Origin of the sequence: Streptomyces sp. NPDC059009, assembly GCF_042740175.1 — a bacterium.
In the GTDB taxonomy this organism is placed as follows: domain Bacteria; phylum Actinomycetota; class Actinomycetes; order Streptomycetales; family Streptomycetaceae; genus Streptomyces.
On record NZ_JBHYJB010000014.1, the window covers coordinates 160,673 to 187,355 of the forward strand.

At 73.7% G+C, this 26,683-nt stretch carries 26 protein-coding genes; 21 read left to right on the forward strand and 5 right to left on the reverse strand.

Annotated features, from left to right (window positions below; genetic code table 11):
* Positions 1–27 precede the first annotated feature (27 nt).
* The 6 genes from zapE to ACFWYM_RS16830 all read left to right on the forward strand — a co-directional run bounded on the left by zapE (position 28) and on the right by ACFWYM_RS16830 (position 6,983).
* Positions 28–1,128, forward strand: coding sequence for a cell division protein ZapE (gene zapE / locus ACFWYM_RS16805; protein WP_384836645.1), 1,101 nt, complete (start codon positions 28–30; stop codon positions 1,126–1,128).
* 146 nt (positions 1,129–1,274) lie between these two features.
* Positions 1,275–2,642 carry a PhoX family protein gene (locus ACFWYM_RS16810; RefSeq protein ID WP_384836648.1) on the forward strand — a complete coding sequence of 456 codons (1,368 nt, stop codon included), beginning with the start codon at positions 1,275–1,277 and terminating at the stop codon, positions 2,640–2,642.
* Between the two features lie 206 nt (positions 2,643–2,848).
* Positions 2,849–3,673, forward strand: coding sequence for a PPK2 family polyphosphate kinase (locus ACFWYM_RS16815; RefSeq protein ID WP_384836736.1), 825 nt, complete (start codon positions 2,849–2,851; stop codon positions 3,671–3,673).
* A 160-nt stretch (positions 3,674–3,833) separates the two neighbouring features.
* Positions 3,834–4,490 (forward strand): hypothetical protein, encoded by a 657-nt coding sequence (locus ACFWYM_RS16820; protein WP_384836651.1) that lies wholly within the window; start codon positions 3,834–3,836, stop codon positions 4,488–4,490.
* 1 nt (position 4,491) lies between these two features.
* Positions 4,492–5,160: a class F sortase gene (locus ACFWYM_RS16825; protein ID WP_384836654.1), complete on the forward strand. Its 669-nt coding sequence runs from the start codon at positions 4,492–4,494 to the stop codon at positions 5,158–5,160.
* Between the two features lie 107 nt (positions 5,161–5,267).
* Complete coding sequence (locus ACFWYM_RS16830; RefSeq protein WP_384836656.1) at positions 5,268–6,983, forward strand: VanW family protein; 1,716 nt, start codon at positions 5,268–5,270, stop codon at positions 6,981–6,983.
* A 106-nt stretch (positions 6,984–7,089) separates the two neighbouring features.
* On the opposite strand, the gene ACFWYM_RS16835 is transcribed toward ACFWYM_RS16830, so the two are convergent.
* Both ACFWYM_RS16835 and ACFWYM_RS16840 read right to left on the reverse strand, forming a co-directional pair.
* Positions 7,090–7,821: a phosphatase PAP2 family protein gene (locus ACFWYM_RS16835; protein ID WP_384836659.1), complete on the reverse strand. Its 732-nt coding sequence runs from the start codon at positions 7,819–7,821 to the stop codon at positions 7,090–7,092.
* A gap of 730 nt (positions 7,822–8,551) precedes the next feature.
* Positions 8,552–9,628 (reverse strand): LacI family DNA-binding transcriptional regulator, encoded by a 1,077-nt coding sequence (locus ACFWYM_RS16840; protein WP_384836661.1) that lies wholly within the window; start codon positions 9,626–9,628, stop codon positions 8,552–8,554.
* A 162-nt stretch (positions 9,629–9,790) separates the two neighbouring features.
* On the opposite strand from ACFWYM_RS16840, the gene ACFWYM_RS16845 reads away from it, so the two are divergent.
* The 5 genes from ACFWYM_RS16845 to ACFWYM_RS16865 all read left to right on the forward strand — a co-directional run bounded on the left by ACFWYM_RS16845 (position 9,791) and on the right by ACFWYM_RS16865 (position 14,719).
* A complete protein-coding gene (locus ACFWYM_RS16845; protein ID WP_384836663.1) occupies positions 9,791–11,125 on the forward strand; it encodes an MFS transporter in 1,335 nt (444 codons plus the stop codon).
* Between the two features lie 104 nt (positions 11,126–11,229).
* Positions 11,230–11,919 carry an alpha/beta fold hydrolase gene (locus ACFWYM_RS16850; RefSeq protein ID WP_384836666.1) on the forward strand — a complete coding sequence of 230 codons (690 nt, stop codon included), beginning with the start codon at positions 11,230–11,232 and terminating at the stop codon, positions 11,917–11,919.
* 5 nt (positions 11,920–11,924) lie between these two features.
* On the forward strand, positions 11,925–13,445 hold the full coding sequence (locus ACFWYM_RS16855) for a carboxylesterase/lipase family protein (RefSeq protein ID WP_384836668.1): 1,521 nt from the start codon (positions 11,925–11,927) through the stop codon (positions 13,443–13,445).
* A 188-nt stretch (positions 13,446–13,633) separates the two neighbouring features.
* Positions 13,634–14,500 (forward strand): polysaccharide deacetylase family protein, encoded by an 867-nt coding sequence (locus tag ACFWYM_RS16860; RefSeq protein ID WP_384836672.1) that lies wholly within the window; start codon positions 13,634–13,636, stop codon positions 14,498–14,500.
* A gap of 9 nt (positions 14,501–14,509) precedes the next feature.
* Complete coding sequence (locus tag ACFWYM_RS16865) at positions 14,510–14,719, forward strand: hypothetical protein (protein ID WP_384836674.1); 210 nt, start codon at positions 14,510–14,512, stop codon at positions 14,717–14,719.
* 12 nt (positions 14,720–14,731) lie between these two features.
* On the opposite strand, the gene ACFWYM_RS16870 is transcribed toward ACFWYM_RS16865, so the two are convergent.
* Both ACFWYM_RS16870 and ACFWYM_RS16875 read right to left on the reverse strand, forming a co-directional pair.
* Complete coding sequence (locus tag ACFWYM_RS16870) at positions 14,732–15,400, reverse strand: ABC transporter (RefSeq protein ID WP_384836677.1); 669 nt, start codon at positions 15,398–15,400, stop codon at positions 14,732–14,734.
* Complete coding sequence (locus tag ACFWYM_RS16875; RefSeq protein ID WP_384836680.1) at positions 15,397–16,314, reverse strand: ATP-binding cassette domain-containing protein; 918 nt, start codon at positions 16,312–16,314, stop codon at positions 15,397–15,399. Before ACFWYM_RS16875 ends, ACFWYM_RS16870 begins: the two co-directional genes overlap by 4 nt.
* A gap of 69 nt (positions 16,315–16,383) precedes the next feature.
* On the opposite strand from ACFWYM_RS16875, the gene ACFWYM_RS16880 reads away from it, so the two are divergent.
* Positions 16,384–17,139 (forward strand): peptidyl-tRNA hydrolase, encoded by a 756-nt coding sequence (locus ACFWYM_RS16880; protein ID WP_384836683.1) that lies wholly within the window; start codon positions 16,384–16,386, stop codon positions 17,137–17,139.
* A 21-nt stretch (positions 17,140–17,160) separates the two neighbouring features.
* On the opposite strand, the gene ACFWYM_RS16885 is transcribed toward ACFWYM_RS16880, so the two are convergent.
* Positions 17,161–17,580, reverse strand: a complete 420-nt coding sequence (locus ACFWYM_RS16885) for a hypothetical protein (RefSeq protein WP_384836686.1) — start codon at positions 17,578–17,580, stop codon at positions 17,161–17,163.
* 195 nt (positions 17,581–17,775) lie between these two features.
* On the opposite strand from ACFWYM_RS16885, the gene ACFWYM_RS16890 reads away from it, so the two are divergent.
* From ACFWYM_RS16890 to ACFWYM_RS16930, 9 genes are all read left to right on the forward strand, one after another.
* Positions 17,776–18,414 (forward strand): TetR/AcrR family transcriptional regulator, encoded by a 639-nt coding sequence (locus ACFWYM_RS16890; protein WP_384836689.1) that lies wholly within the window; start codon positions 17,776–17,778, stop codon positions 18,412–18,414.
* Positions 18,415–18,529: 115 nt separating this feature from the next.
* Positions 18,530–18,952 carry a hypothetical protein gene (locus ACFWYM_RS16895; RefSeq protein ID WP_384836691.1) on the forward strand — a complete coding sequence of 141 codons (423 nt, stop codon included), beginning with the start codon at positions 18,530–18,532 and terminating at the stop codon, positions 18,950–18,952.
* The gene (locus tag ACFWYM_RS16900) at positions 18,949–19,617 is read left to right on the forward strand and encodes a TIGR03086 family metal-binding protein (protein ID WP_384836694.1); all 669 of its coding nucleotides are present in this window, start codon (positions 18,949–18,951) and stop codon (positions 19,615–19,617) included. The genes ACFWYM_RS16895 and ACFWYM_RS16900 overlap by 4 nt, the downstream gene beginning before the upstream one ends.
* 127 nt (positions 19,618–19,744) lie before the next feature.
* Positions 19,745–20,521, forward strand: a complete 777-nt coding sequence (locus tag ACFWYM_RS16905) for a DUF4142 domain-containing protein (protein ID WP_384836697.1) — start codon at positions 19,745–19,747, stop codon at positions 20,519–20,521.
* Positions 20,522–20,644: 123 nt separating this feature from the next.
* A complete protein-coding gene (locus ACFWYM_RS16910) occupies positions 20,645–22,078 on the forward strand; it encodes a DUF692 domain-containing protein (RefSeq protein WP_384836699.1) in 1,434 nt (477 codons plus the stop codon).
* 9 nt (positions 22,079–22,087) lie between these two features.
* Entirely contained in the window at positions 22,088–22,993 is a 906-nt protein-coding gene (locus ACFWYM_RS16915; RefSeq protein WP_384836701.1) for a TIGR04222 domain-containing membrane protein, read from the forward strand.
* Positions 22,994–23,212: 219 nt separating this feature from the next.
* Entirely contained in the window at positions 23,213–24,082 is an 870-nt protein-coding gene (locus tag ACFWYM_RS16920) for a DUF4142 domain-containing protein (protein WP_384836704.1), read from the forward strand.
* A 44-nt stretch (positions 24,083–24,126) separates the two neighbouring features.
* Positions 24,127–24,882, forward strand: coding sequence for a TIGR04222 domain-containing membrane protein (locus ACFWYM_RS16925; RefSeq protein WP_384836707.1), 756 nt, complete (start codon positions 24,127–24,129; stop codon positions 24,880–24,882).
* 161 nt (positions 24,883–25,043) lie between these two features.
* Positions 25,044–26,660 carry an alpha/beta hydrolase gene (locus ACFWYM_RS16930; protein WP_384836710.1) on the forward strand — a complete coding sequence of 539 codons (1,617 nt, stop codon included), beginning with the start codon at positions 25,044–25,046 and terminating at the stop codon, positions 26,658–26,660.
* The last annotated feature ends 23 nt before the right edge of the window (positions 26,661–26,683 follow it).

The following is a 26,683-nucleotide window of genomic DNA, read 5'->3' on the forward strand; positions in this document are numbered from 1 at the left end:
CTGGCACGGCGCTTAGAGTTAGGAACCGTGTCGTCCTCCACCGCCGCCTCCGGGCCGAGTTCCATAGCCGAAGCGGCCCCGCTGTCCCTGTGCGCCCGCGAACCCCACGTCCCCGCGGACCGGCTCGTCGCCGAGATGGTGCCGCCGCCGCGCTTCGACTCGGTCCGCTTCGACACCTACATCCCGGACCCGAACCAGCCGAGCCAGACCGAGGCCGTCCAGGTCCTCTCCGGCTTCGCGGCCGGGCTCGGCGGGGCGCACGCGAGCGGCGCGGGCAAGGCGGGCAAGAGGCGCTGGTTCGCGAAGAAGGAGACCGCCCCGAAGGGCCCGCGCGGCGTCTACCTCGACGGCGGCTACGGCGTCGGCAAGACCCACCTGCTCGCCTCGCTCTGGCACGCCACGCCCGCGGCCCCCGAGCAGAAGGCGTTCGGCACCTTCGTCGAGCTCACCAACCTCGTGGGCGCGCTCGGCTTCCAGCAGACGGTGCGCACCCTCAGCGGCCACCGGCTGCTCTGCATCGACGAGTTCGAGCTCGACGACCCCGGCGACACCGTCCTGGTGTCGTCGCTGCTCGCCAAGCTGGTCGAGCAGGGTGTGGCGCTCGCGGCGACCTCCAACACGCTGCCGGGCAAGCTCGGCGAGGGCCGGTTCGCGGCCGCCGACTTCCTGCGCGAGATCCAGGGCCTGTCCGCCCACTTCCGCGCGCTGCGCATCGACGGCGAGGACTACCGCCACCGCGGCCTGCCCGAGGCCCCGGCGCCGTACACCGACGAGCAGGTCACCCGCGCCGCGTACGCGACCGACGGCGCCTCGCTCGACGACTTCCCGCACCTGCTGGCGCACCTCGCCCGCGTCCACCCGAGCCGGTACGGAGCACTCACCGACGGCGTCCGGGCGGTCTGCCTCACCGACGTCACCCCGGTCCCCGACCAGTCGACGGCACTGCGCCTGGTGGTCCTCGCCGACCGCCTCTACGACCGCGAGGTGCCCGTGCTCGCGTCCGGGGTGCCCTTCGACAAGCTGTTCAGCGAGGAGATGCTGAACGGGGGCTACCGGAAGAAGTACTTCCGGGCCATCTCCCGGCTCACGGCGCTCGCACGCGACGGCAAGTCACTCGTCGGCGCATAGCGCCCGAAGTTACGCGTGTAACCATTCTGTGCACCGCAAATGACGGTGCGCGGTAACGAAGCTCTGCGCGCGTAGTTCCCGCGCCCCCGATCGCGTGGTACACACATCCGGTCATTTCCTGTCCGCCAGCAGGAGGTAGTTGCCGTATGTCTGCTACACGACGTCAAGTTCTCGCCCGCACCGGTGCGTTGGGGGCCGGAATAGCCTTCACGGGAGCCCTCTCGGAGCTCTTCGCGGGCACCGCGACCGCCGCCGCGCAGGGCAAGGCCGGATACGGCCCGCTCGTGCCCGACCCGGACGGCCTGCTCGACCTCCCCAAGGGCTTCCGCTACAAGGTCCTCTCCCGGGAGGGGGACGACCTCAGGTCCGGCGAGGGCAAGGTGCCCAGCAACCACGACGGGATGGCCGCCTTCGCCGGCAGACACGGCCGCGTCCACCTCGTGCGCAACCACGAGAACCGCGTCACCGGCAAGGTCCCGGTGCCGACCGTCGAGGGCCTCACCTACGACCCGATGGGCAAGGGCGGCTGTACGGCGCTCGCACTCGACCGCCACAACGATGTCCTGTCCGAGCGCGTCGCGATCGCCGGGACCGCCGTCAACTGCGCGGGCGGGCCCACGCCTTGGGGCACCTGGCTCACCTGCGAGGAGACCGAGGACAAGGCCGGCACGAACGGCTACACCAAGGACCACGGCTTCATCTTCGAGGTCGACCCCGTGGACCCGCGCCGCACCGGCGCCGTGCCGCTCACCGCGATGGGCCGCTTCCAGCACGAGGCGATCGCCGTCGACCCGCACCGCGGCATCGTCTACGAGACCGAGGACGCCTTCCTCAAGCCCTTCGGCCTCTTCTACCGCTTCCTGCCCAAGAAGCCGGAGGGCGGCCACGGTTCGCTGCGCGCGGGCGGCAGGCTCCAGGCGATGCGCGTGCCGGGCGTGCCCGACCTCTCCTCGATCCAGGAGCCGGGCGCGACCTTCGACCGCATCGAATGGGTCGACGTCCCCGACCCGCTCGCCACCCAGACCCCCATCCGCCTCCAGGACTTCGGGCCCAAGGGCATCACCCATGCCCAGAAGCTGGAGGGCTGCTACTGGGGCGGCAGCTCGGTCTACTTCGTCTCCTCCTTCGCGCACAGCGCCGAGGGCTCGGCCGCCGACCACTTCGGCCAGATCTGGAAGTACGACCACGCCCGGCGCCGCCTCACCCTGGTGATCGTCTTCGGTCCTGACACCGACGTGCAGCTGCCCGGCGAATCCCCCGACAACATCACCCTCGCGCCCAGCGGCGGCCTGATGGTGTGCGAGGACGGCGAGGGCGCCCAGCACGTCTACGGCGTGACCCGGCGCGGCGAGGTGTACGCGATGGCCCGCGGCGCGCAGAACATCGGCACCCCCGACAAGCCCGAGTGGGGCGAGTTCGCGGGCGTCACCTTCTCGCCCGGCAAGGACACGATGTACGTGAACTGCTACACGCCGGGGACGACGTTCGCGGTGACGGGGCCGTGGCACCGCTAGCGCCGCGCGCGCACGAGTAGCGGCCCCCGGTCCCCCGTCGCACGATCGAGGGACACGATCGGAAGGGGTGCGCGGTGGCGAAGGCCAAGAAGGACACGAAGAAGCCGGGCAAGAGCGCCAAGCGGAGCACCGAGCGGCGCGCCGAGGAGAGCGGTGGGAAGCACTCCGCCAAGCGCTCCAGGAAGGGCCCGGCTCCCCTCCGTGACCTGCTGCGCATCCCCGAAGGCGAGCGCGTGGACCTTTCGTCGTTCGACGCCGCCGCGACCCCCGCCGGCCCCCGGGACAAGGCCGCGGGGCTCGCGGCGACCGCCCAGATGGGTGAATCCCTCGCCGACCTCCAGGAACGGCTGTGGGCGGCGAGCACGGCGGGCGACCGGCGGCGGCTCCTGCTGGTCCTCCAGGGCATGGACACCAGCGGCAAGGGCGGCACGGTCAAGCACGTCATCGGCCTGTTCAACCCCAGCGGCTGCCGCATCCGCGCCTTCAAGGCGCCCACGCCGGAGGAGCAGAACCACCCCTTCCTGTGGCGCATCATGAAGGCCCTCCCGCAGACCGGCGAGATCGGCATCTTCGACCGCTCGCACTACGAGGACGTCCTCATCGCCCGCGTCCGCGAACTGGCCCCGCGCAGCCAACTGGGCCGCCGCTACGGCCAGATCAACCGCTTCGAGAAGTCCCTCGCCGACGACGGCGTCACCGTCGTGAAGTGCTTCCTCCACATCTCGTACGAGCAGCAGCGGCGCCGCCTCCTCGAACGCCTCGACAACCCCGACAAGCACTGGAAGTTCAACCCCGGCGACATCGACGAGCGCGCGCTGTGGCCCGACTACCAGGAGGCGTACGAGATCGCCCTGGAGCGCTGCTCCACGGAGGCGGCCCCCTGGTATCTGATCCCGGCCGACCGCAAGTGGTACCGCAACTGGGCGGTCAGCAAGCTCCTGTTGGAGCACCTGGAGGCGCTCGACCCCGCGTACCCGAAGGCGGACTTCGACGTGGCGGAGTGCAGGAAGCGGCTGCTGAGCCAGGGTTGAGGCTGCCGTTCTCCCCTTCTCCCGTTCCCCGTTCGTCCCAGTCAGCCCGTTCGTCCCGTTCGGCCCGTTCGGCCTGCCCCGAGTCGCCGCCCCGCGGCCGCGCTCCTAGCGTCGATGAAAGGCACGACGCCGTCAGCAACGAACGGAGGGGTGAGCCGCTGTGCGCTCCCTGCAGTCCCTGTCCTCCCGTACCGCCTCCACCGCCTCTGCCGCCCTGCTCGCCACCGCCGCCCTCGCCCTGTCCGCCCCGGCCGCCCTCGCCGACAACGGCAAGGAGGGCACGGTGAGCAACGACAGCGGCGGGGTCGGCTTCGGCTTCGCCGACGGCGGGAACGACGGCGGCTCGGTGCCGGGCGTCACCTCCTTCGGCTACACCGTCACGCCCGACAAGGTGGGGCCCGGCGGCACCGTCACCCTCAACACCACCGGCTGCGAGGTGCCGAGCGTGAGCGTCGAGGCCCCGGTCTTCGACAACGTCACCCTCAACGAGGGACACTCGGCGACCGCCACGGTCTACCCCGACGCCAAGCCCGGCGCGCAGTACGACGTGACCTTCGACTGCAAGGGCGAGAAGGGGGTCGCGAAGCTCACCATCGCGGACGGCGGCAGCTCCCACCACCCCGGCCTCGCCGACCACAAGGGCGTCAAGGCGGGCTCGGGCGCCGGGCTCGGCGCGGGCGACGTGACACAGCTGGCCGCGGGCGCCGCGCTCGTCGTGGGCACGCTCGGCGCGGGCGTCTACTTCGCGGTACGGCGGCGGGGTGGCAGCGGTGGGGGCAGGGGCAGCGGCGGCAGCAGCGGCAGCAGCGGCTACTGAGATGGCCAGGAAATCCGGGACACCCGGGATATCCGGGGCGCCCCGCGCCTCCGGCCCACCCCAGCGGCGCGGCTCCTGGCTGCTGGTCGCCCTGGCCCTGCTGGCCGGGATCCTGCTCGTACGCAATGCCGCCTCGCACGCGGGTGAGGGGCCCCCGCAGCCCGAGCCGGGCGCCGCGCGGCTCGGCACCACGACCCCGCCCGCCGACCCGCTGGCGCGCTCCGTGCCACGCCGGGTCCGCATCCCCGAGCTGCGCGTCGACGCCCCGCTGACCCGCGTCGGCCTGGACGCCGAGGGCTGGCTGGACGCGCCGCCGCCCACCGAGCGGAACCTCGCGGGCTGGTTCGGCGGCGCCGTCACGCCCGGTGAACGCGGCACCGCCGTGATCGACGGCCATGTGGACAACGCCGCGGGCCGCGCCGTCTTCTACGGCCTGGGCGCCCTGAAGAAGGGCCAGCACATCGAGGTCGACCGGGCCGACGGCCGTACCGCCGTCTTCGAGATCCACGGCATCGAGGTCGCCCCGAAGCAGAACTTCCCCGCCCGCCGCGTCTACGGCGACACCGGCCTGCCGGAGCTCCGCGTGATCACGTGCGGCGGCACCTTCTCGAAGCGGTCCGGCTACGCGGGCAACGTGGTGCTGTACGGGCTGCTGACGGACGTACGGTGACGCCCCGCGGGCGGAAAGCCCGGGACTTTGGTCCCTGGATCGAAGATCCCCCACTGCCCAATATGGTGCGAATAGCCTGATTCCCGAGCCGGAGGCGTCCTCGCCGTATGCGTCGCAACCCCGCCAGCAGCACCGCCCGCCGAATACCCATGGCCGCCCGCGTCGGCATCGCCGCGGGCCTCGGGGTCGGCGGCGCCTACGTCCTGGCCCTCGCGTCGGCCGGGAACGAGATACCCGACGGCACGACCGTACGGGGCGTGAACATAGGCGGCCTGAGCCAGAGCGCGGCCGCGGACCGGCTCGACACCCAGCTCGGCCCTCGCGCGAACGACCCGCTGAAGGTCAAGGTGGGCGACGGCGACGCCACCGTCGACCCGCGGACCGCAGGACTCTCCCTCGACAGCGCCGCGACCGCGGAGCGCGCCGCGCGCCCCGGCATCAGCCCGGTGGCGGTCTTCAACCGCCTCTTCTCCGACGGCGACGAGATGGACCCGGTCGTCCGCGTCGACGAGAAGAAGGCCCGGACGGCGCTGGCCGCCGCGGCCAAGAAGCACGAACGGAAGCCGCAGGACGGCGCCGTCTCCTTCAAGCAGGGCAAGGCGACGGCGACGGCACCGCAGAACGGGCGCCGCCTCGACGTCGACGCCGCCGTGGGCGCGCTGCGCGCGGCCCACCTGAGGACCGACGGTCGCCCCGCCCAGCTGCCCGTGAAGGAGACCGAGCCCAAGGTCGGCAAGGACCGCACCGAGCACGCGCTCAAGAACGTCGCGCGGCCCGCGGTGTCCGCCCCGGTCACCCTCACCGTCGAGGGCAAGAAGGTCACGATCAGCCAGGCGCTGCTCGGCACGTACCTGAAGATGAAGCCGAACGCCGACGGCGACCTCAAGCCCCAGCTGAACGCGAAGGGCCTCCTGGCGGACCCCGCCCTCTCCTCCCAGCTCTCCTCCGTCACGACGAAGGCCACGGAGGCCACGCTCGGCGTCGAGGGCAACCGCGTGGTCGTGCAGAAGGACGGCAAGGCGGGCCGCGAGATCACCGAGAAGGCCCTGCGCGAAGCCGTGCTCCCGCTCCTCACCAAGACCGGCGCCCGGCGCACGGGCACGGTGGCCGTCCAGACCGTGCAGCCCAAGGTGACGAGCAAGACCATCGGCAAGCTCGGCATCAAGGAGAAGATCTCGGAGTTCACGGTGAACTTCGAGCCGGCCCCGTACCGCACCAAGAACATCGGCCGCGCCGCCGAGCTGCTGAACGGGTCGGTGGCGCTGCCCGGCGAGACCTGGAGCTTCAACAACACGGTCGGCGAACGCACGAAGGCCAACGGCTTCGTCGACGGCATCATGATCAACAACGGCCGGTACGAGCGGGCCGCGGGCGGCGGCGTCTCGGCCGTGGCCACCACCGTCTTCAACGCCATGTTCTTCGCGGGCGTCAAGCCCGTCGAGTACGGCGCCCACTCCTTCTACATCGAGCGCTACCCCGAGGGCCGCGAGGCCACGGTCGCCTGGGGCAGCCTCGACCTGCGCTTCCTCAACGACTCCGGCAACGCGATCTACGTCCAGACGAAGGCCACCGACCGGTCGATCACCGTGACCTTCCTCGGCACCAAGAAGTACGACGAGATCAAGTCCGAGAAGGGCCCGCGCACGAAGGTGCAGCAGCCGAAGAAGCGGGACGGCGCGAAGGGCGCCAAGTGCGAGCCGCAGACGCCGCTCGAGGGCTTCGACGTCACGGTGCAGCGGATCTTCATGAAGGACGGCAAGGAAGTGAAGCGGGAGCCGTTCCGCACGCACTACACGCCACGTGACGAGGTCACCTGCTCCTGACGGGCCCGCCCTGTTCGTCACCTGCTCCTGACGGGCCCGCCCTGTTCGTCAGCTGCTCCCGACGGGCCCTCCTCGTTCGTCGGCTGCTCCCGACGGGCCCTCCTCGTCACTTGCCCCGTACGAGAAGTCGCTTGCCAGGTACGAGACTCCGCTCGCCCAGCACGGGAAGTCGCCTCATCCGTACGGGAATCGGGGCCAGCACCGGTGCGAACCCCCACCACACGAGGAGCGTCACCCCCGCCCCGGCCAGCGCTCCCGCCGCCGTGTCCGAGAGCCAGTGGGCGTGCAGCCAGGTGCGGCTCCACATCATCGCCAGGGTCAGCAGCACGCTCACCGGCCACCACCGGCGGTGCCGGGCCGCCGCCGGGACGAACAGGGCGCCCAGGACGATCACCGTCATGGCCATGGTGGCGACGTGCCCCGACGGGAACGAGCCGTGGTCGACCGTGACCAGGGGGTGCGCGGGGCGGGGGCGGTCGACGAGGTGCTTGAGGGACTGCACCGCCAGTTGTGTGGCGAGGACGGCGGTGAGGAGGAAGAGGGCCGGCCACCAGCGCCGCAGCGCGAGCAGGAGGACGAGGAGCGCGAGCGGCACCAGCGAACCGGCGGGCCCGCCGAACCAGTTGAGCCCCGAGGCCAGTGCTTTCGGTGCACCGTCGTGCGGGCCGCCCATCCAGTCGAGCCAGGTCTCGTCGAGGCCCTGGAACGGCGGGTGCGCGGTGCGGGCGCGGACGATGAGGCCGACGGCCACGGGGAGGAGGAGCAGGAACGCCGCGAAGACGAGGGTTCGCCGGGGGCGGGGTCCGGATCCGGGTCCGGAGGTTGAGGACGAGGTCATGGGCAGAGATAGTGACACGTGTCATCAACACTGACTAGGTATCTGCTTCAACTAAATACGGGTGCTGTGGGCGAGCTGGCGGGTGGGGTCGGGGCGGGGACGCGGCGGTATGTCCGTCCTCGAAAAGCCGGGGGCGCCGGACGAGTTCACGAGTACTCGAGTGGGTGGGGTGCTGTACTGCGGGCGGACATACCGCCGCGTCCCCACCCCTTGCGCCGTCGCCCGTCTGCAGCCCGTCTCGCCTTGCCGCGCTACCTCGCGCCCCCGCCTCCCGGCCATCACGCGCCTGCAGCCCATCCCGCCTTGCCGCACTTCCTCGCACCCCCGCCTCCCGGCCATCACGCGCCTGCAGCCCATCCCCGCTCCCGTCCACGCACCCCCCGCCCTCTCACCGTCGCGCCCCTACAAGCCGTCCCTACTTCCCACCCGCCCCCGCCTCCCCTCCTGCCCTTCCCCTGCCTCCCCCTCCCACCCGCCTACCCTCGCCATCGCCCCCCCTTCCCACCCCCCACACACACAGCGCCCCTTCAGCCTCACCTAGGGGGGAAACCCTTCAGCCCGTCCGGCGGGGGAAACCCTTCAGCCCGTCCGGCGTTTGAGGACGAGGCCGTCCAGGCCGAAAAGGGGGTCTAGGGGCGAAGCCCCAGGAAGGCCCGCCCAGGGGCGACGCAGTCGCCGTATCGGGAAGGGGCGGGATTGGGGAAAAAGCCCCCGGCAGGGACCACCCGCACTAGCGCGAAGACTCCCGCTCCACAATCCGCGCCGAAGACCCGAAGTGCACCACCGGCTCCGTCTCCGGCTCCCGGATCAGCCGGTCCACCAGCGCCGCCACCTCCGCGGGAGTAGGCAGCTCCAGCCGCACGGACGTGAGACGCGGCCGCAGCAGACGCCCCAGGAGCAGGTCGTCCGCACCGACGACGGCGGTCTCGCCGGGGATGTCCACGCCCGCGTCCTGAAGAGCGCGCATCAGAAGCATCGCGTACTCGTCGTTGTAGGCGAACGTCGAGTCCAGGCCCAACCGACCCCAGCGGGAGGCGAGTTCGGCGGCGGACTCCTCCGTGTGGTCGAGGGGCAGCGGCTCGACCCGGGCCCCGGGGAACGCCGCCGCCGCGGCCCGCACCCCGGCCAGGCGCGGCCCGCTGAACATCTCCAGGCCGGGCTCGGTCGGCGTCACGACGCCGATGGCGCGGCGCCCGGCCGAGAGGAGGTGTGCCGCCGCCACCGCGCCCGCCTCCTCGTGGTCCATGGCGATGCCGTGCGCACCGGGCGCGGGCGGCGGGCCGTAGGAGAGGACCGCCGACGTGCCCGCGCGGCGGAGCAGCGCCACCGACTGCTCGGTGAGCGGGCTGCCGAACAGGGCCATCACCACGGCGGGGCGCAGCTCGGCCCAGGTGCGGGCGGTCTCCAGCGCACTGGTGCCCGTACTCGCGCCGTGCAGGACGCCCGTGTACCCGTACGACTGGAGCTCCGTCTGGAATCCGGCGAGGAAGCTCGCGAAGAGGGGGCCGAAGGCCGGGACTGTGTCCGCCGGCACCGCGATCAGGACGATGCCGCTGCTGCCGGAGCGCAGGGAGCGGGCGGCGGCGTGCGGGACGTAGCCGAGCTCCTCGGCGGCGGCGCGGACCTTGTCCTGGGTGGCGGCGCTGACCCGGCCCGCCGCCAGGCCGTTGAGGACGTAGCTGACCGTCGCGCGCGAGACGCCCGCGTGCCGGGCCACGGCCGTGCTCGTGGGGGGCGCCGTCGAAGCCGTCGAAGCCGCCGGGGAGGGGGACTTCGGTGGTTGTCCGTGGTTCGGAGTGTTGTTCATCCTGCTGTGGATCCTTTCACAGCAGCCAATTCGGGTCGGGGGTCTGGTGGTGGTCGCGGAGCTAGTGCTAAACATCAGTTACACGTGTCAGGTTACACGTGTCACGAATCGATTTCGGTCACCCCTGTCGTGCGTGACCGACCATCCGACGAGGAGGGCACCGTGGCCCTTTCCGCCCGCCGGGACCAGCGTCCTCCGGTCTCCACCGATACGACGACAGCAGACGTTCCAGGTGTCTCCAGTGCCTCCGGTGCCGCCTCCGGTGTCTCACCGGGCACCGACCGTGCACCCCGCGGCCTCATGCCGCTCCTCATGCTCGGCAACACCGCCATGTTCACCCTCTACATCGGCGTCGGCGGCGTGCTGCTCCCCCTGCAGATCGAGCACATCGACAAGGCCGACAAGGTCGCCATGCTGGGGCTCGTCTCCGGGGTCAGCGCTGTCTTCGCCACCCTCTTCAACCCGGTGGCGGGCGCCCTCTCCGACCGCAGCGGGCGACGCAATCCGTGGATCCTGGGCGGTGGGCTCGCCGCGGTCGGTGCGATGGCGCTGCTCGGTGGCGTGCAGACGGTGCTGCTCGTCGCGATCGCCTGGTGCATCGGGCAGGCCGTGATGAACGTCTACCAGGCCGCCATCACCTCCGTGGTGCCCGACCGGGTGCCGCTGAGCGCCCGTGGCAAGGCGTCCGCCGCGGTCGGGCTCGGCATGCCGATCGGGTCGACCCTGGGCGCCGTGATCGGCTCGGCCTTCGCCGACCACATCTCCACCGGCTATCTGGTGCTCGGGCTCTTCGTCGCGCTGGCGGGGGTTCTGTTCTCCTCGCTCGCCCGGGAGACGCCTCGGGCCGCCGCCGAGCGGGGTCAACAGGTGCCGCTCAAGCGGCAGTTCGCTGCCTTTCTGGGAGCGCTGCGCAACCATGACTTCCGGTGGGCGTTCATCGGGCGTGCGCTGCTGGTGCTCGGCTACTTCTGTGTCTTCGGCTATCAGCTCTACATCCTCCAGGACCACATCGACCTGCCCTCGGGCATCGAGCCGGAGGGGGCCGTCGCGATCCTCACGCCCATCTCGTCGGCGGCGATGGCCGTGTCGACCGTCGTCGGCGGGCTGCTCTCGGACCGGCTCGACCGGCGCAAGCTGTTCGTCGGCGCCTCCGCGCTGATCTCCGCGGTGGCCCTCGCCGTCCCGGCCGTCTCGCCGACCTGGCCCGCGATGCTGGTCTTCGCCGCCCTCAACGGCCTGGGCTTCGGCTGCTTCATGGCCGTCGACAACGCGCTCGTGTCGATGATCCTGCCGAGCGCCGACGACGCCGCGCGCGACCTGGGCGTCCTCAACATGGCCCAGGCGGGCCCGCAGATCCTGGCGCCGTTCGTCGCCTCCGTCATCGTCTCGGTCTGCGGCGGCAGCGGTGGCGGCGGGTACACGGCGCTGTTCGTCGTCGGCGCGGCGCTCTCCGTCCTGGGCGCGCTCGCCGTCCGTCCGATCCGTGGCGTGCGGTGATCCGGTTCCCGAAACCCCCGGGTACCGTCGCGTCGTCGCGGCCGGACCAGGGCCTGACCCCCGAGGCAGGCCCGGGGCTCCCCCTCCGTAAGAAAGGCACCACCATGAAGCTGCACACCCACACCTGGGGCTCCGGCGACCGGGTCGCCGTCCTGGTCCACGGGATCATGTCGGACCACCGGAGCTGGCGCCGGGTGGGACCGGCCCTCGCCGACCGGGGCTACCGGGTGATCGGCGTCGACCTGCGCGGCCACGGGGCCAGTGGGCGCGGGCCGTACTCCGTGGAGAGCTTCGCGGACGACCTCGTCGAAACCCTGCCGGTGGGCGTGGAGTTGGCGCTCGGGCACTCCCTCGGCGGGCTCGCCCTGTCGCTCGCGGTGGAGCGGCTCGGCCCGCGGCGGGCCGTGTACGTGGACCCGGCCTGGGCGCTCGGGCAGGCGGGGGTCGACCCGGCGGTGTTCGCCGAGTTCAAGTCGGCGCCGCGGCAGGCCATCGTCAACTTCAACCCGCGCTGGGAGGACGAGGACGTCGACATCGAGCTGGCCACGCTCGCCGCCTGGGACGCCGCCACCTCGGCGGCCGTCGGCGGCGAACACGCCGTCGACCGCATCCCGGACGCGCCCGTCGTGCCCTCCCTCGTGCAGGTCGCCGACCCGAGCTTCCTCGTCTCGGACGCCCTGAAGAAGGACCTCGCGGGGCGCGGCTTCGAGGTGCGCACGGTCACGGGCGCGGGCCATGTCATCCACCGCGACGACTTCGCGGGCTTCATGGACTCCCTGGACGGCTGGGTGTGAGCCGCGTGAGCGAGCCGGACACCCAGGCGGAGGTGACCGCCCTCACCGTGCACGGCACCGTGCGCGGCGAGCAACTCGGCCCCGTACAGCGGTACTTGGGCATACCGTACGCCGCCGACCCGGTCGGTGACCTGCGGCTGCGGCCGCCCGCGCGGCCCGCCTCCTGGGACGGCGTGCGCGACTGCCGCACCCCTTCGCCCGCCCCGCCGCAGGGCGGTGACCCGCTCCTGGAGTCCGTCGTCGGCTCTGAGCGGATCGTCGCCGACGAGGCGGGCTGTCTGACCGTGAACGTCTGGACGCCCGGCGCCGCGGGCCGCCGCCCCGTCCTGGTGTGGGTGCACGGCGGTGGCTATGTGCAGGGGCGCGGGCTGCAGGTGTGGACGGACGGGGCGCGCCTGGCCGAGCGGTACGACATGGTCGTCGTCTCCCTCAACTACCGTCTGGGCGCGCTGGGTTGGCTGCATGTGGCGGAGCTGCTCGGGGAGGAGTACGCGCAGTCGGCCAACCTCGGTCTGCAGGACCAGATCGCGGCGCTCGGCTGGGTGCGCGACAACATCGCGCGCTTCGGGGGCGACCCGGAGTGTGTGACGGTGGCCGGGGAGTCGGCGGGCGGCGGCAGCGTCGCGATGCTGCTCGCGGCCCCGGCGGCGCGCCCGCTGTTCCACCGGGCGATCCTGCAGAGCCCGCCCGCCGACACGCTGCGGAACCCCGCCGAGGGAGCGGAAGTGGCGGCGGACTTCGCGGCGGTGCTGAGTGAACTTGCCGATGGTGACGTCGAGTCGGGGGATATCCGGACGGCTCCTGCCGCGTTGCTGCTCGCCGCGCAGGAGCAGTTGGCGGCCCGCTATCCGCTGGCCCGCATCCCCTTCGCCCCGGTCGTCGACGGCGCCGTGCTGCCCCTGTCGCCGGTGCAGGCGCTGCGCAACGGCGCCTGTGCGCACATCCCCGTCCTCGCGGGCACGACCGAGCACGAGGGCCGTCTCTTCACCGGGCTCGGCCCGCAGGTGACACCGGAAGCCTTCGACGCCGCCCTGGCCGACGCCTTCCCCGACCCGGAGCGGGCGGCGCGCGCCCGGGAGGTGTACGCGGCCCACGAGGGCACGGACTTCCCCACGCGCTCGCTGGCCGCCCTCATCACCGACCAGCTGTTCCGCTCACAGACGGACGCGCTGCTCGAAGCCCAGGCGGCCGGGGGCGGCAGGGCCTGGTCGTATCTCTTCCGGGAGCCGACGCCCCAGCTCGGCGGCGAGCTGGGGGCCGCGCACACCGTCGACATCCCGTACGCCTTCGACCTCCTGGACGCGCCGGGCCTCGCCCGCTGGATCGGCGAGGCCGCGCCGCAGTCGCTCGCCGACGCGATGAGCGGGGCGTGGGCGCACTTCGCCCGGCACGGCGAGCCCCGGCATCAACTCCTGCCGCCCTGGCCGGAGTTCGAGCCGTCCGGGCGCCCGGCCATGCAGCTCTCGGCCCGGCCGGAGGTGGCGTACGACCCGCTCCCCGACCGCCGGAGGCTGTGGCAGGGGTGACCGGGTGGGTGGGGCGGCGGGCACAGGGGGTCCGCCGCCCCACCCACCATCGGGGCTCCGCCGCCCCGCCGATCGGAGTCCCTTCGCGACGACCCACCAGCACCCCGTACGTCCCAGCAGTGCCCCGAGCGGCCCAGCCGCATCCCGATTTGCGGCAATTGCGCTCTTCATACGGATACGGTCGCCGCGTGATCACTCTCGTACGCAGATGCGCCGCCCTCTGCGCGCTCGGGGCCCTCACCACCGCCCTCGCGGCCTGCGGCGCCGACACCGCGCCGCAGCAGCCGAGCCCGCACGCCCGCCGCCTCGCCACCGCCGCGCCGTCCGAGCCGGCCGCGCCGCCGACCCTCGCCCCGGGCCCGGCGGGGCTCACCCCCGTCTTCAAGAACGGCCCCCGCGCCCAGGCCGCCCGCACCGTCGCGCTCACCTTCGACGCCGACATGACCGCCGACCAGGGCCCGCGCGCCGCGTCCGGCGAGCACTTCGACAACCCGCAGCTCGTCGCGACGCTGCGCCGCCTCAAGGTGCCCGCGACCTTCTTCATGACGGGCCGCTGGGCCGAGGAGTACCCGGACCAGGCGGGGGACATCGGCCGTGACCCGCTCTTCGAGGTCGCCAACCACTCGTACAGCCACTACGCCTTCACCGGCAGCTGCTACGGCCTGCCGACCGTCCCCGCCGCCAAGATGCGCGCCGACATGGAGCGCGCCTTCGCCGCCTTCAAGAAGGCGGGCGTCGAGCACCGGGTGCCGTACTTCCGCTTCCCCGGCGGCTGTTACGACCGGCGGGCGCTGCGCGCGCTCGCGCCCGGCGGCGTGACCGCGGTGCAGTGGGACGTGGTGAGCGGCGACGCCTTCGCGACGGACGCGGCGGCGGTGGCCCAGCAGGTGCTCGACGGGGTGCGGCCCGGCTCGGTCGTCGTCATGCACTGCACCCGCAGCGCGGCCCCCGCCACCGAGCGCGCCCTGCGCACGATCGTGCCCGCGCTGCGCGCGAAGGGGTACCGCTTCGTGCGGGTCTCGGAGCAGATCGGGGCGGTCCGGGGGCGGAGTTAGCCTGAGGGCATGCCCAAGGACACGCCTCAGGACACGGACGACGACGGCGCGTACTGCGCACCTGCGGACCGGCCGCGCCCCGCGGCGGTGGCCGGTCCGCCGTACGCGGAGTGCGTGCTGTGCCGGGAGCCCACCGAGTACCCGGAGTCGGTGAAGGGTGCGACGCTCTGCCCTCGATGTGAGTGGCAGGAGGCGCAGCGCACCGCCTGCTCCGGCTGATCCCGCATGTCCTCAGCCGCGCCGCGCGCTCAGCGCGCACGCCGCCCACGTCGCGAGCGCCGCCGCTGCCGCCGCGCCCGCCAACGGCAGCAGCGGCACCGGCACCACCCCGTCCCGCGACCCGGTGGTCAGCTGGGTGAGGGCGACGCGCGCCGGGGAGCCCACGGTCACCAGGGCGAGGAGCGCGACGATCAGCATCGCGGGCACCGAGCGGCCCGGGGAGCGCAGCAGCGGGCGGTTGGTGAGGGCGCCGATGGCGGTGCCGAGGAGCGCGGAGACCAGCATCGCGAGCAGCCCGGCGGCGCCCGCCGCGAACCGGTTCAGGTCCACGCGGTGGTCGATGTCCGACGCGTCGCTGATGGCCGTCACCACGACCGTGCCGGCGGCCCCGAGCGCGGCCGCCGAGAACAGCGCGGCCAGCAGACAGGCGAGGTGCGCGCGGCCCGGACCGGCCGCGGCGGCGGTGCAACTGCGCGCCGCGTCCGGCTCGTTGGTGGCGCAGATCCGCACCAGCCAGGCGGCCACGGGCAGCAGCGCCGCCGCCGCGTACGCGAGCGAGTCGAGCACCGGCTGCCCGCTCTGCACGCCGATGGCGAGGAACGCCCCGTACAGGATGACGGGCGGCAGCCAGCGCTGGGAGCGCAGCAGGAGCGCGCACTGATAGCGGAGCAGGGCGGTCACCGGGCCTGCCCTCCTTGGGAGTCGGCGGTTTCGAGGGCAGCCACCGCCACCACGTGCCAGGGCGGCCGGGCCGTCAGCAGGGCGCGCAGCACGACGTCCGAGTGCGTGGCCGGGACGGTCAGGCGCACCGCTCCGCCGAGGCCGTCGTCCACCGTCGCGGCGGTGGTGGCGACGGGCTCGGGCAGCGCGGCGTCCGGCGGGCCGAGCACGTCGATGACCGTCACCGGCCCCGGTGCGGGACCGGCGGCTGAACTCTCCGAAGACGTACGGGGGTTGAGCCCCGTACCGGATATGACGTACGTGGCGTCGGGGGCGCCCGCGAGGCGGCGCGGGTCGTGGTCGACGAAGACGACGGCGCCGCCCGCCGCGGTGCGCTCGGCGACGGCGCGGTCCAGCTCGTCGCGGGCGGCGGCGTCCAGGCCCGTCCACGCCTCGTCCAGGACCAGCAACTCCGGTTCCCCGAGGAGGGCTTGGGCCACCGCGACCTTCTGGCTGCTGCCCTTGGACAGCTCGGACAGGGGCGTGCCCGCGTAGGAGGCGGCGCCGAAGCGCTCCAGCCACTCCCCCGCGGCCCGCTCCGCCGCGGCGGCGCCGAGGCCGTGCACCCGGCCGAGGTGGGTGAGGTAGCCGGTGGCGGTGAACGGCAGGGCGGCCGGGAAGCGTTCGGGGACGTAGGCGGTGCGCGGGCGTCCGGTGACGCGGCCCTCGGAGGGCGCGTCGATCCCGGCGAGCAGCCGCAGCAGTGTCGACTTGCCGGTGCCGTTCGCGCCCTCGAACCGCACCAGGGTGCCGCCGCGCACCGCGAGGTCGACGCCGCGGAGCACCCAGGGGCCGCCGAGTCCGTAGCGGCGCCCCGCTTTTTCCAGGACACGGAGCGGCGGCCGCCCCGTGTCTCCCCCATGATCACTGGTCATGCGGGCCATCCTGCCGCATGCGCCGACCACCGGGACAGGGCCCGATCTTGGGCCTGGCAGACTGGACGGGTGAGCAGCGACGACGGCACCCACGGCGCCACCCCGACCGGCGACAGCCCCTTCCGGACCGAGCCCACCCCGCGCGACGAGGCCCCGCAGTTCGTGCTGCCCCTCGTGGTGCGGATCGAGCGGGCCGAGCCGCCGTCGCGCACGGACGCCCTGGAGACCGCCGCCCGCGCGGTCCTGGTCATGCTGAGCGACGAGCGTTCGCTCGGCGAGGGCGAGTGGGCGCAGGCCGTGCGGGACTGGGAGGACGCCCGGATCCGCAAGGTCGTCCGGCGGGCGCGCGGCGCCGAGTGGCGCCGGGCCGAGGCCCTGCCCGGCATCACGGTCACGGGCAAGTCGGCGCAGGTCCGCGTCTTCCCGCCGGTCCCCCTCGACGGCTGGCCCAAGGACCTGGCCCGCCTCCAGGTCTCCGGCACCGACCTCACCGACCCGGAGCCCCCGCAGGCCCCGGACCCCGCGGCCCCGGCCCTGTGGCTGAGCCCCGACGTGGAGATGTCGGCGGGCAAGTCCATGGCCCAGGCCGGGCACGGCGCCCAGCTGGCCTGGTGGGAGCTGTCGGACACGGAGCGCGCGGCCTGGCGCGGCGCGGGCTTCCCGCTCTCGGTGCGCACGGCGGACCCGGCGTACTGGCGGCAGTTGGAGACGAGCGGTCTCCCGGTGGTCCGGGACGCGGGCTTCACGGAGATCCCGCCGAGCAACACGGTCGTGTCGGAGGGCCCGCGGCTCGGCGACGCGATGCCGGGCCTCGGGCACCTCTGAGTATTCGGCTGGCCGGGCGGGTCAGACCGCGCCGCCCCACACGCAGTAGTTGTGCCAGTCGATGTTGCTGACGCAGACCCGGGCCTTGTAGCCGCGGTGGTCCCAGTAGTACGCGGTCTTGGCCTGGCCGTAGCGCCCGCTCGTGGTGGTGGTCAGGACGGTCCAGCGGCCGTTGTGGTAGCGCTCCAGGTCGACCGCGCACCGGGAGCCGCCGGCCTGGACGACACCTTGGGCGTACCAATGGCCGTTGCGCTTCGCGGTGTTGATCCATGCCTTGCAGTCGGCGGTGTCGTACGTGACGGTGCTCGGTTCGTAGCCCGCCGGCCGCACGTCGGCGGTGGCGGCCGGGGCGGTCGCGATCCCGGCGACGAGCCCGGCCGTGACGGCCGCCATGGCCAGGGCCTTCCGCGTCCTCTTCACCGTGTTCACCGTGTGCGCCATGTCGAATCCCCCGATTCGTAAGGAGTGGTGGTGAGTGACGTGGAAGCCGAATCTAGGGACGCGCACCGAGCGCGTCAGTCAACGAGCGGTGGATTCCCGCGCCCCGGCTACAACCAGCGCGGTACGTGCCGCGCCCGCCGTGCGACACTGACCGACGCCCGCGAGCGGTGGGCCACGGGCACGAGAGGGGCGGTCATGGCGGCGGAGACGACCCGGGTGGACGGCAGGGTCGAGCGCGGCAACCAGACCCGGCGCCTCGTCCTGCGGCGCACGGTCGACATCGCGTCCGTGGAGGGTCTCGACGCCCTGTCCATCGGCCGCATCGCGACCGAGCTGAACCTCAGCAAGAGCGGGGTCTTCGCCCTCTTCGGCTCGAAGGAGGAGCTGCAGCTCGCCACCATCAGGGCGGCCTCCCGCATCTACGACGACACGGTCGTCCGCCCGGCCATGGAGCTCCCCGAGGGCGTCGGCCGCGTGACCGCGCTGTGCGCGCACTGGCTGGACTACTCGGAGGGGCGGGTCTTCCCCGGGGGCTGCTTCTTCTACGGCGTGTTCGCCGAGTACGACGCGCGCGAGGGCGCCGTCCACGACGCGCTGGTGCGGGCCGAGCGGTGGTGGGTGGCGCACATGGAGAGCTGCCTGGCCGAGGCGCGCGCCTGCGGCGAGCTGCACGCGGACACGGACGTGCCCCAACTCGCCTTCGAGCTCATCGCGTTCATGGAGGCGGCGAACGCGCACTCGGTGCTGCATGGCGCGGGCGACTCGTACGCCCGGGCGCGCGCGGCCATCGTGGGGCGGCTGCGCGGGGCGGCGACGGTTCCGGTGGAGCTCTGAGCCCAAGAGGCCGAGCCCCCAAGCCACTTGACCTCACCATGGACTCCTGGACTCGACGTCACGTGTCGCCGAAAACTACTAGCACGACCGTTCGCACAGTTTTATGCTCACGGGTATGTCCACACCCAAGTCCCGCCTCCTGCGCTCCCCTTGGCGCCCCGGACCGGCACACGCCGCCTCCGGCACCCCCGTCCTCGTGAGCGTCACCGACTTCACCGCCCTCGGCCACGGCCAGGCGGGCGCCATCGCGCTCGCCGGGCTCCGGCTGCGCCGGACCTGGGCGCGCACGCCCGGCGCCGTCGGCATGTGGCTGTGGACGGACCCGCGGGGCAAGCGCTCCGGGTCTGTCTCCGTCTGGGCCGACGAGCGGTCGCTCGGGGACTTCGTCGCGCGCCCCGACCATCTGCGGACCGTGCGCGCCCACCGCGGCCGCGGCACGATGCGCGCCACCTCCTGGACCGCCGAGCGCTTCGACCCGCAGGACGTCTGGGCCGCCGCGCGCCTCTTCCTCACCCGCTCCACGAAGGGCATCTCATGACCGACGCCGGCCACGACCACACCACCGCCTCCCCCGAACACACCACCTCCTCCCCCGACTTGATCAAGCTGGACCACCTGGCCGTCGAGGAGTCCCTGCGCCTCCTCACCGCCGCCCGCGCCGACGACTGGGACCGGCCCACCCCGTGCGCGGGCTGGACGCTGCGGCGGCTCGTGGCCCACATGGCCGCGCAGCACCACGGGTTCGCGGCCGCCGCGCGGGGGTCGGGGGCGGACCGGACGTACTGGTTCGAGCCCGATCTGTCGCGCGAGTACGGGCAGGAGCCACTGAAGATCTACGAGGAGTCGGTGCGGCACGTGCTGGCCGCGTTCGCCGAGGACGGCGTGCCAGGGCGGCTGTTCGTCCTGCCGGACTTCGGCGCGAGCTTCCCGGGGCGGGTCGCGGTCGGCTTCCACTTCCTCGACTACGTCGTGCACGCGTGGGACGTCGCCGTGACCGTCGGCGGGGAGCTGCGGCTCGCGGACGACGTCGTCGAGGCGGCGCTCGCCGTGGCGCTGCGGGTGCCTACGGACCCGGAGCGGCGCGGGCCGGGCGCGGCCTTCGCACCGGCCCGCCGACTCCCGGACGGCGAAGGCCCGTTGGCGCGCATGCTGGCCCACCTGGGCCGTGACCCGCATCACGGCGCGAACCCCACCGCTCGCTGAACACGGTCCCCTCCTCCTCCGTACCACGGGTATGCGGAGCGAGGGAGCACAGGGGTCACATGGATCACAGGGATCACGAGGGTCACGAGGATCACGAGGGTCACGGGCAGCGCAGAGGCCGCGGGGATTGCGGGTCAACAGCACGGCCCTGATCATCGTCGCCCTCGTCGCCACGCTCGGCGCGCTCGCCTTCCCCGTCTGGTCGTACGCGGACCGCTCCGGGACCGGGCAGGCCGATCTCGCCGCCGGGACCGTGGCCACCCGGTGGGGCCCGCTCTCGGCGGCCGACCGCGATCTGCTGGTGAAGGTGCGGCTCGCCGGGCTGTGGGAGATCCCCGCCGGGCAGCAGGCCATGGAGCGCGCCCCCACCAAGGCGATCGCGGCCGCGGGCGACCACCTCGTCGTCGGCCACACCGACCTGGACCAGCGGGTGCGCACGGCCGCCGGGCAGCTCGGCGTGGAGCTGCCGAGCCAGCCCAACGCCCAGCAGCAGGGCTGGCTGCGGGAGTTGACGGCGGCGAGCGGGGAGACGTACGAGCGGAAGTTCGCGAACCTGCTGCGCTCCGCGCACGGCAAGGTGTTCGCCGCGATCGCCCAGGTCCGCGACAGCACCCGCAACTCCCTGGTACGCCAGCTCGCCACCGACGCCAACCAGACCGTGCTCGACCACATCACGATGCTGGAGGCCACCGGCCTCGTGGACTTCGACGACATCGCGACCGGCCGCGCCGCCACCGCCACGGCGAGCCCCACCGGACCGCCCCCGCCGTCCGGCGCCGCTCCCGCACCGGCCGCGCCCGCGCACCCCGGCGACGGCGTCACCCCCACCTCCCGGCCCTCGCCCGCGCCTCCCGGCGAGGTCGACACCGACCGCCCGGCGCCCGGGGAGAGCCCGCTGCCGTGACCCCGCCCGCGGAACCTCAAATATTCCTCTGAAGCCGCCCACCACATGATTCGGCGGACCCCTGCGTGGCATGAGAACGAACGACGACACCGGTCCGCACATCGGCGGTGGAGGAGGGGGACCATGCGGCATCTGGAGCGGAAGAGGGACCTGGGGCGGCTCGGTACGGGGACCGGCCCGCGGCTCGGTACGGGCATCGGCTGGCGGCCCGAGATCGCGGACGCCGTCGAGGCGATGCCCGGCATCGACTGGGTCGAGGCCGTCGCGGAGAACGTCTGTCCGGGGCACATACCCGAGTCCCTGCTGCGGCTGCGCGAGCGCGGCGTCACCGTGGTGCCGCACGGGGTCTCGCTGGGGCTCGGCGGCGCGGACCGGCCCGCCGACGGGCGGCTCGCGGACCTCGCGGCGCGCGCCGAGGCCCTCGGCTCGCCCCTGGTGACCGAGCACATCGCGTTCGTACGGGCCGGGGGCGCGCTGACCGCCTCGCAGCCCCTGGAGGCCGGTCATCTGCTGCCCGTGCCGCGCACCCGGGACGCCCTGGACGTGCTGTGCGAGAACGTCCGGATCGCCCAGGACGCGCTGCCCGTGCCGCTCGCCGTGGAGAACATCGCGGCGCTGTTCTCCTGGCCGGGCGAGGAGTTGACCGAGGGGCAGTTCCTGTACGAGCTGGTGCAGCGGACCGGCGTCCGGCTCCTCATCGACGTGGCGAACCTGCACACCAACCACGTCAACCGCGGCGAGGACCCGGCCGAGGCCCTCGACGAGCTGCCGGTCGAGGCGATCGCCTACGTCCACGTGGCGGGCGGCTTCGAGCGGGACGGCGTCTGGCACGACAGCCACGCCCACCCCGTGCCCGAGCCGGTCCTCGGCATCCTCGCCGACCTGGCGTCCCGGGTGACGCCGCCCGGCGTGCTCCTGGAGCGCGACGAGAACTTCCCCGAGCCCGCCGAGCTGGAGCGGGAGCTGGCGGCGATACGGGAGACGGTGGCGGCGCCGCGCGAGCTGGTGGGGGCGGGGGTGGGTGCCTCCGTCGCGGCGGGCGGGGCTGCCCGGCCGGCGCCCGCTCCCCGGGCTCCGGAATCCGCACCGAAGGTCCGGGAGGAGAGCGGGGAGAGCGCGGAGACCAACCGTCGCGGCACCGAGCCCGCCCGTCAGCGCCTCGCCCTCGCCCAGGTCGCGCTGCTCTCCGCGCTGGTCGCGGGCACCCCCGCGCCCGAGGGGTTCGACCGGGGACGGCTCGTCGTGCAGGGCCGGGCGCTCGCCAGCAAGCGCGCCGACGTCGTCGCGAAGGTCGCGCCCGAACTCCCCGGCATCCTGGGCGCGTCGTACCGCGAGCGCTTCCTCGCGTACGCGCAGGACCGGCCCATGACGTCCGGGTACCGCCGCGACGCGCTCTCCTTCGCCGAGCACCTGCTGCACGCCGGTCAGCCCGAAGAGGCGGGCGCCCGCGAGGAGTTGACGGACTGGTGGCTGGCCCGTTCGGGGCCCGCGCCGCTCGACGGGCGGCCGCTGGCGCGGTGGCTGCGCCAGGCACGGTTCGCACTGCTGCGACGGTAGGACACGGGCGTGGACGTGGAGGCCGTCGCCGTCTGCTACCTCGTCCTGGTCGCCGCCTCCTCGGTGGCACTCGTGCGGGGGCTCGTGCGCGCCCGCAGGTCCGGCGTCGCCCACCCCGGCGTCGACCCGGGCTCGGTGACCGACCCCTACGACGCGGCGTTCCTCGCGGGCGGCCCGAGCCGGGTGGTGGACGCCGCGATCGCCGCGCTGCACGAGGACGGGCGGCTCGTCGTGGCGGGGCCCGGGATCGTGGCGGTGCGCCGGCCGACGGCCCGTAATCCCGTCGAGGGCGCGCTGCTCACGGAGTACGCGGCGGCGCCGAGCGGCTCCCTGCACCGGCTGCGCCTCGGCGTGATGGGCAGCGCCGCCGTGCAGTCGGTGGGCGACGCGCTCGCCGCCCGCGGGCTCATGGTGCACCCGGACGCGGTGCGGCCCTGGCGGCGCCGGGCCGCCCTCTACAACACCCTCGTCGTCGCGGGCATCCCGCTGGGTGTCCTTCTGGCCACGGCGCTGGAGCCGGCCGGGGGCCGGGCCGCAGGGCGGGCCGGTGCCGCCGACGAGGCCGCCCGGTCGCTGGTCCCGCCGATCCTGCTGGTCCTGCCCGCGATCCTGCTGGGCGCCCTGATCGGCGCGGCCTGCACCCGGGCCGCGCTGACCCGGGTGACGGCGACGGGCCGGGCCACCCTGCGGGACTACCGCTGCCAGGACTTCCCGCACGGCGCGGCCCGGCACGTGGCCCTCGACGGCATCGACGGCGTACGGGACCCCGGCCTGCGCGCCCAGCTCGCGGCGGCCCACCGCCTGCGCCCGGGCCGCGCCCTGCCCGGCAGCAGGGCCTGGGCGGCGTCGACGGCGCCGTGGGGCGGCGGCTGCGGGGAGGCGGGCGAGGAGCCCGACCCGGAACACTCGCTCTGAGCGGGGCAGCCGGGGCGGCCGGGGCGGCACCTCCGCACCACGGCACGGTCCGCCCGGCACACCGGCACACCGGCGCGCCCCCGCCCGCTCCCCCACTCTCCGGGGCGCCGCCGGGACAGCAACCCCCGTAGCCCGTACGGAAGTTGGCGTACTCCCTGCGGTATGAGAACGCGAGGTGTCCCGGGCGCACTAGCGTGCGGCGGTGCGACAGGAGGCACCATGCGATCCATCAACGGCACCGGCCTGATCGTGGCCGGACTCGCCGCGACCCTGGCCGCGCTGCTCTTCCCCCTCTGGTCCTACGCGGACCGCTCGGGCACCGGCCTCGACGCCCTCAACTCCCAGACCGTGTCGACCCGGTTCGGGCCGCTGTCCGCGCTCGACCGGGACTTCGTCACCAAGGTGCGGCTCGCGGGCCTGTGGGAGCTGCCCGCCGGACAGCAGGCGCAGGAGCGCGGCACCAGAGCCTCCGTGCGGCGCGCGGGCGAGCACCTCGTGACGGGCCACACGTTCCTGGACGCCCGGGTCCGCGAGGTCGCGGCCCGGCTGAACCTGGAGCTGCCCAACCAGCCCAACTCCCAGCAGCGGCAGTGGCTCGGCGAACTCGACGCCGCGCACGGGGACGCGTACGACGAGAAGTTCGCGAACATCCTGCGCGGCGCCCACGGCAAGGTCTTCTCCGTGGTGGCCCAGGTCCGCGCGACCACCCGCAACTCGCTGGTGCGGGAGCTCGCGGACGACGCCAACACCACCGTCCTCGACCACATCAAGGTCCTGGAGGCGACCGGGCTCGTCGACTTCGACGACCTGGCGCGGGACGCGGCGAGCGCCCCGCCCTCGGCCCCGGCGACCAGCACCCCGCCACCACCGGGCCCGACCGACTCCCCCGCCCCGGCGACCCCGGTCACCCCCTCCCCGACCTACTCGCTGCCCCCGGCGGCGTCCCGCCCCAAGCCCGCGCACCCCGAGAAGCAGCAGAAACAGCAGAAGCGGCAGAAACAGAGAGAACACCAGGAGGGGCAGGAGGGGCAAAAGGGGCAGAAAGCGCAGAAGGAACAGCCGAAGAGGCACACGGCGTCCACATCGTGAAAAGGATGTGGCGCGAACCCAACGCTCTCGCATAGAAACTCGCCATGTTCTGGGTCCCGTTCCTCCTGCTGGCCTGCGCCGTCACCGCGCTCTCCTGCGGCCGCCTGTGCCTGGCCGCGGCGCGCGCCGCCTCCGGCCAGGCAGCCCCGTCCGGTGGGCGTGAACTCACGCTCCACGAGGCCGCGTTCCTGTCCGGCGGTCCCGCGCGTGTGGCCGACGTGACGCTGATATCGATGGCGCGCGGGCGGCGGCTGCTGCTCGCGCACACCGGCTGGGCGACCGTCGTCGACCCGGTCGGCGGGGACGACATGGAGCGCTCGGTGCTCGGCGCGATCGGTCCGGAGGGCCAGTCGCGGATAGCGCCGCTGCGCCGGGCCACGGCCACCGCCGACGCGGTGCGCGCCCTGGCCGACCGCCTCGTCGCGGCGGGCCTCGCGGTCCCGGACGGCGCCTGGTCGGACATCGCGGCCGGGGTGCGCCAGGTGCGCTCGGCGGCCGTGGCGGTGGCCGCGCTCGGGGCCGTCGCCACGCTGCTGCCGAGCCAGGACGCGGGCGGCAACGTGCCCGTCGCCCTCTGGTTCGCGCTGCCGCTGCTGCTCTGCCTGAGCTGCCTCGCCATCGCCCGCGTCGAGGTCCACCCGTACTCGCGCTGGGCCTCGCCCGCCGGGCAGCGCCTCCTCGCGGCGATCCCGGCGACCCGGGACAGCCTCAACGCGGTCGCCGTGCGCGGCGTCCGGGCCCTCGGCGACCCCGCGCTGCGGGCGGCCTTCGCGCACCGCGACGCGCCCCGGAGTCACTGAAAAGGTCATCGGCCGGAAAAGGGCCACTGACTGAAAGGGTCATTGAACCGACACCGGCAGGCCGGTGCTTTACATCGCCAACTACCGCACGAAGTATCCCCTTTGTTGCGAGTCGCTCCCGGTGACTCAGGCATGTCCGAACGAAGGGAAGCACAAGCGCGATGAGAGCAGCCGCCCGCTACACAGCCGCCGGATCCCTGGTCCTGACCGCACTCGTCGCCGCGCCCGCGGAGAGCGCGTCCGGCGCCCCGCCGTCGCCACAGGCCGACGGCACCGCGGTGGCCGCCGCCCGCGCCGAGGCCGCCGGGATCCACTGGGGCGCCTGCGCCAAGGAGGAGAACCTGCCGCCGTCCGTGCAGTGCGGCACCGTCTCCGTCCCCCTCGACTACGCGCACCCCGACGGGCGGCGCATCAACCTGACGGTGAGCCGGGCCAGGGCGACCGGCAAGGGCGAGGGCGGCGCCGAGGTGCGGCGGCAGGGCTCCTTCGTGTTCAACCCGGGCGGCCCCGGCGGCTCCGGCATGTACTTCCCGATGGTCGGCATGATGCCCGAGTGGAAGCGCATCGCGGCGGCCTACGACCTCGTGGGCTACGCCCCGCGCGGGGTGGGCCGCTCGGCGCCGCTGTCCTGCCAGGACCCCGAGCAGTACGCGAAGGCGCCCACCCAGGCGCCGAGCCACCCCGACGCCTCGTACAAGATGGAGCGCGTCGCCCAGGCGAAGTCCTACGCGCGCGGGTGCGCCCGGAACGCGGGCGACGCCCTGCGCCACTACACGTCGCTCAACAACGCCCGCGACCTCGACGTGCTGCGCGCGGCGCTGCACGAGAAGAAGCTGACCTTCATGGGCGCCTCCTACGGGACGTACTTCGGCGCCGTGTACGCGACGCTGTTCCCCTCGCACGTGCGCCGCATGGTCTTCGACTCGGCGGTCAACCCGGACCCGGACCAGATCTGGTACGACAACAACCTCGACCAGTCGGTGGCCTTCGAGCGCCGCTGGGCGGACTTCCGCGCGTGGGTGGCCAGGCACGACAAGACGTACCACCTGGGCGCGACGCCCGAGGAGGTCCTGGAGAGCTACGAGAAGGTGCGCGCCGAGCTCTCCCACAAGCCCGCGGGCGGCAAGGTCGGCCCCGGCCAGCTCCAGGCCGCGTATCTCCAGGCGGGCTACTACGACGACTACTGGCCCATGCGCGCGTACGCGCTGTCCGCGTACCTGAAGGGCAACCCCAAGCCGCTGGTCGAGCAGGCCGCGCCGGAGCCGCAGGCCGCCGCCGAGGAGGAGAACGGCAACGCGGTCTACACGGCCGTGGAGTGCAACGACGCGACCTGGCCGACCGACTTCAAGGTGTGGGACCGCGACAACTCCCGCCTCTCGCGGGTCGCGCCGTTCGAGACGTGGGACAACGCCTGGATGAACCTGCCGTGCGCCTACTGGAAGGCGCCCCGGCAGCGCCCGGTCGACGTGCGCACCGAGCCCGGCGCGCTGCCCCCGACCCTGATCCTGGCCGCCGAGCGGGACGCGGCCACGCCCTACGAGGGCGCGCAGGAGCTGAACCGGCGGCTGCCGGGCTCGGTCCTGGTGACGGAGCAGGGCGCGGGCACACACGGCATCGGCGGCGGCGCCAACTCCTGCATCAACAGCCACCTGGACGCCTACCTCCTGGAGGGGCGCCTGCCGGTGCGGCGGGCGGCGTGCGCCCCGCACCGGGAGCCTGAGCCGCTGACCGGGGCGCGGGCGGCGCAGGCGTCGGGCACCAGCCCGTCCGGCGCTTGAGGACGAGCCGCGCAGTGCGATAC

Excerpts from the sequence above, each read along its gene's own strand:
- ACFWYM_RS16810 (WP_384836648.1), top strand. The coding sequence starts at position 1,275 with ATGTCTGCTACACGACGTCAAGTTCTCGCCCGCACCGGTGCGTTGGGG.
- ACFWYM_RS16825 (WP_384836654.1), top strand. The coding sequence starts at position 4,492 with ATGGCCAGGAAATCCGGGACACCCGGGATATCCGGGGCGCCCCGCGCC.
- ACFWYM_RS16830 (WP_384836656.1), top strand. The coding sequence starts at position 5,268 with ATGCGTCGCAACCCCGCCAGCAGCACCGCCCGCCGAATACCCATGGCC.
- ACFWYM_RS16835 (WP_384836659.1), bottom strand. The coding sequence starts at position 7,821 with ATGACCTCGTCCTCAACCTCCGGACCCGGATCCGGACCCCGCCCCCGG.
- ACFWYM_RS16840 (WP_384836661.1), bottom strand. The coding sequence starts at position 9,628 with ATGAACAACACTCCGAACCACGGACAACCACCGAAGTCCCCCTCCCCG.
- ACFWYM_RS16850 (WP_384836666.1), top strand. The coding sequence starts at position 11,230 with ATGAAGCTGCACACCCACACCTGGGGCTCCGGCGACCGGGTCGCCGTC.
- ACFWYM_RS16865 (WP_384836674.1), top strand. The coding sequence starts at position 14,510 with ATGCCCAAGGACACGCCTCAGGACACGGACGACGACGGCGCGTACTGC.
- ACFWYM_RS16875 (WP_384836680.1), bottom strand. The coding sequence starts at position 16,314 with ATGACCAGTGATCATGGGGGAGACACGGGGCGGCCGCCGCTCCGTGTC.
- ACFWYM_RS16885 (WP_384836686.1), bottom strand. The coding sequence starts at position 17,580 with ATGGCGCACACGGTGAACACGGTGAAGAGGACGCGGAAGGCCCTGGCC.
- ACFWYM_RS16890 (WP_384836689.1), top strand. The coding sequence starts at position 17,776 with ATGGCGGCGGAGACGACCCGGGTGGACGGCAGGGTCGAGCGCGGCAAC.
- ACFWYM_RS16895 (WP_384836691.1), top strand. The coding sequence starts at position 18,530 with ATGTCCACACCCAAGTCCCGCCTCCTGCGCTCCCCTTGGCGCCCCGGA.
- ACFWYM_RS16900 (WP_384836694.1), top strand. The coding sequence starts at position 18,949 with ATGACCGACGCCGGCCACGACCACACCACCGCCTCCCCCGAACACACC.
- ACFWYM_RS16910 (WP_384836699.1), top strand. The coding sequence starts at position 20,645 with ATGCGGCATCTGGAGCGGAAGAGGGACCTGGGGCGGCTCGGTACGGGG.
- ACFWYM_RS16920 (WP_384836704.1), top strand. The coding sequence starts at position 23,213 with ATGCGATCCATCAACGGCACCGGCCTGATCGTGGCCGGACTCGCCGCG.
- ACFWYM_RS16925 (WP_384836707.1), top strand. The coding sequence starts at position 24,127 with ATGTTCTGGGTCCCGTTCCTCCTGCTGGCCTGCGCCGTCACCGCGCTC.
- ACFWYM_RS16930 (WP_384836710.1), top strand. The coding sequence starts at position 25,044 with ATGAGAGCAGCCGCCCGCTACACAGCCGCCGGATCCCTGGTCCTGACC.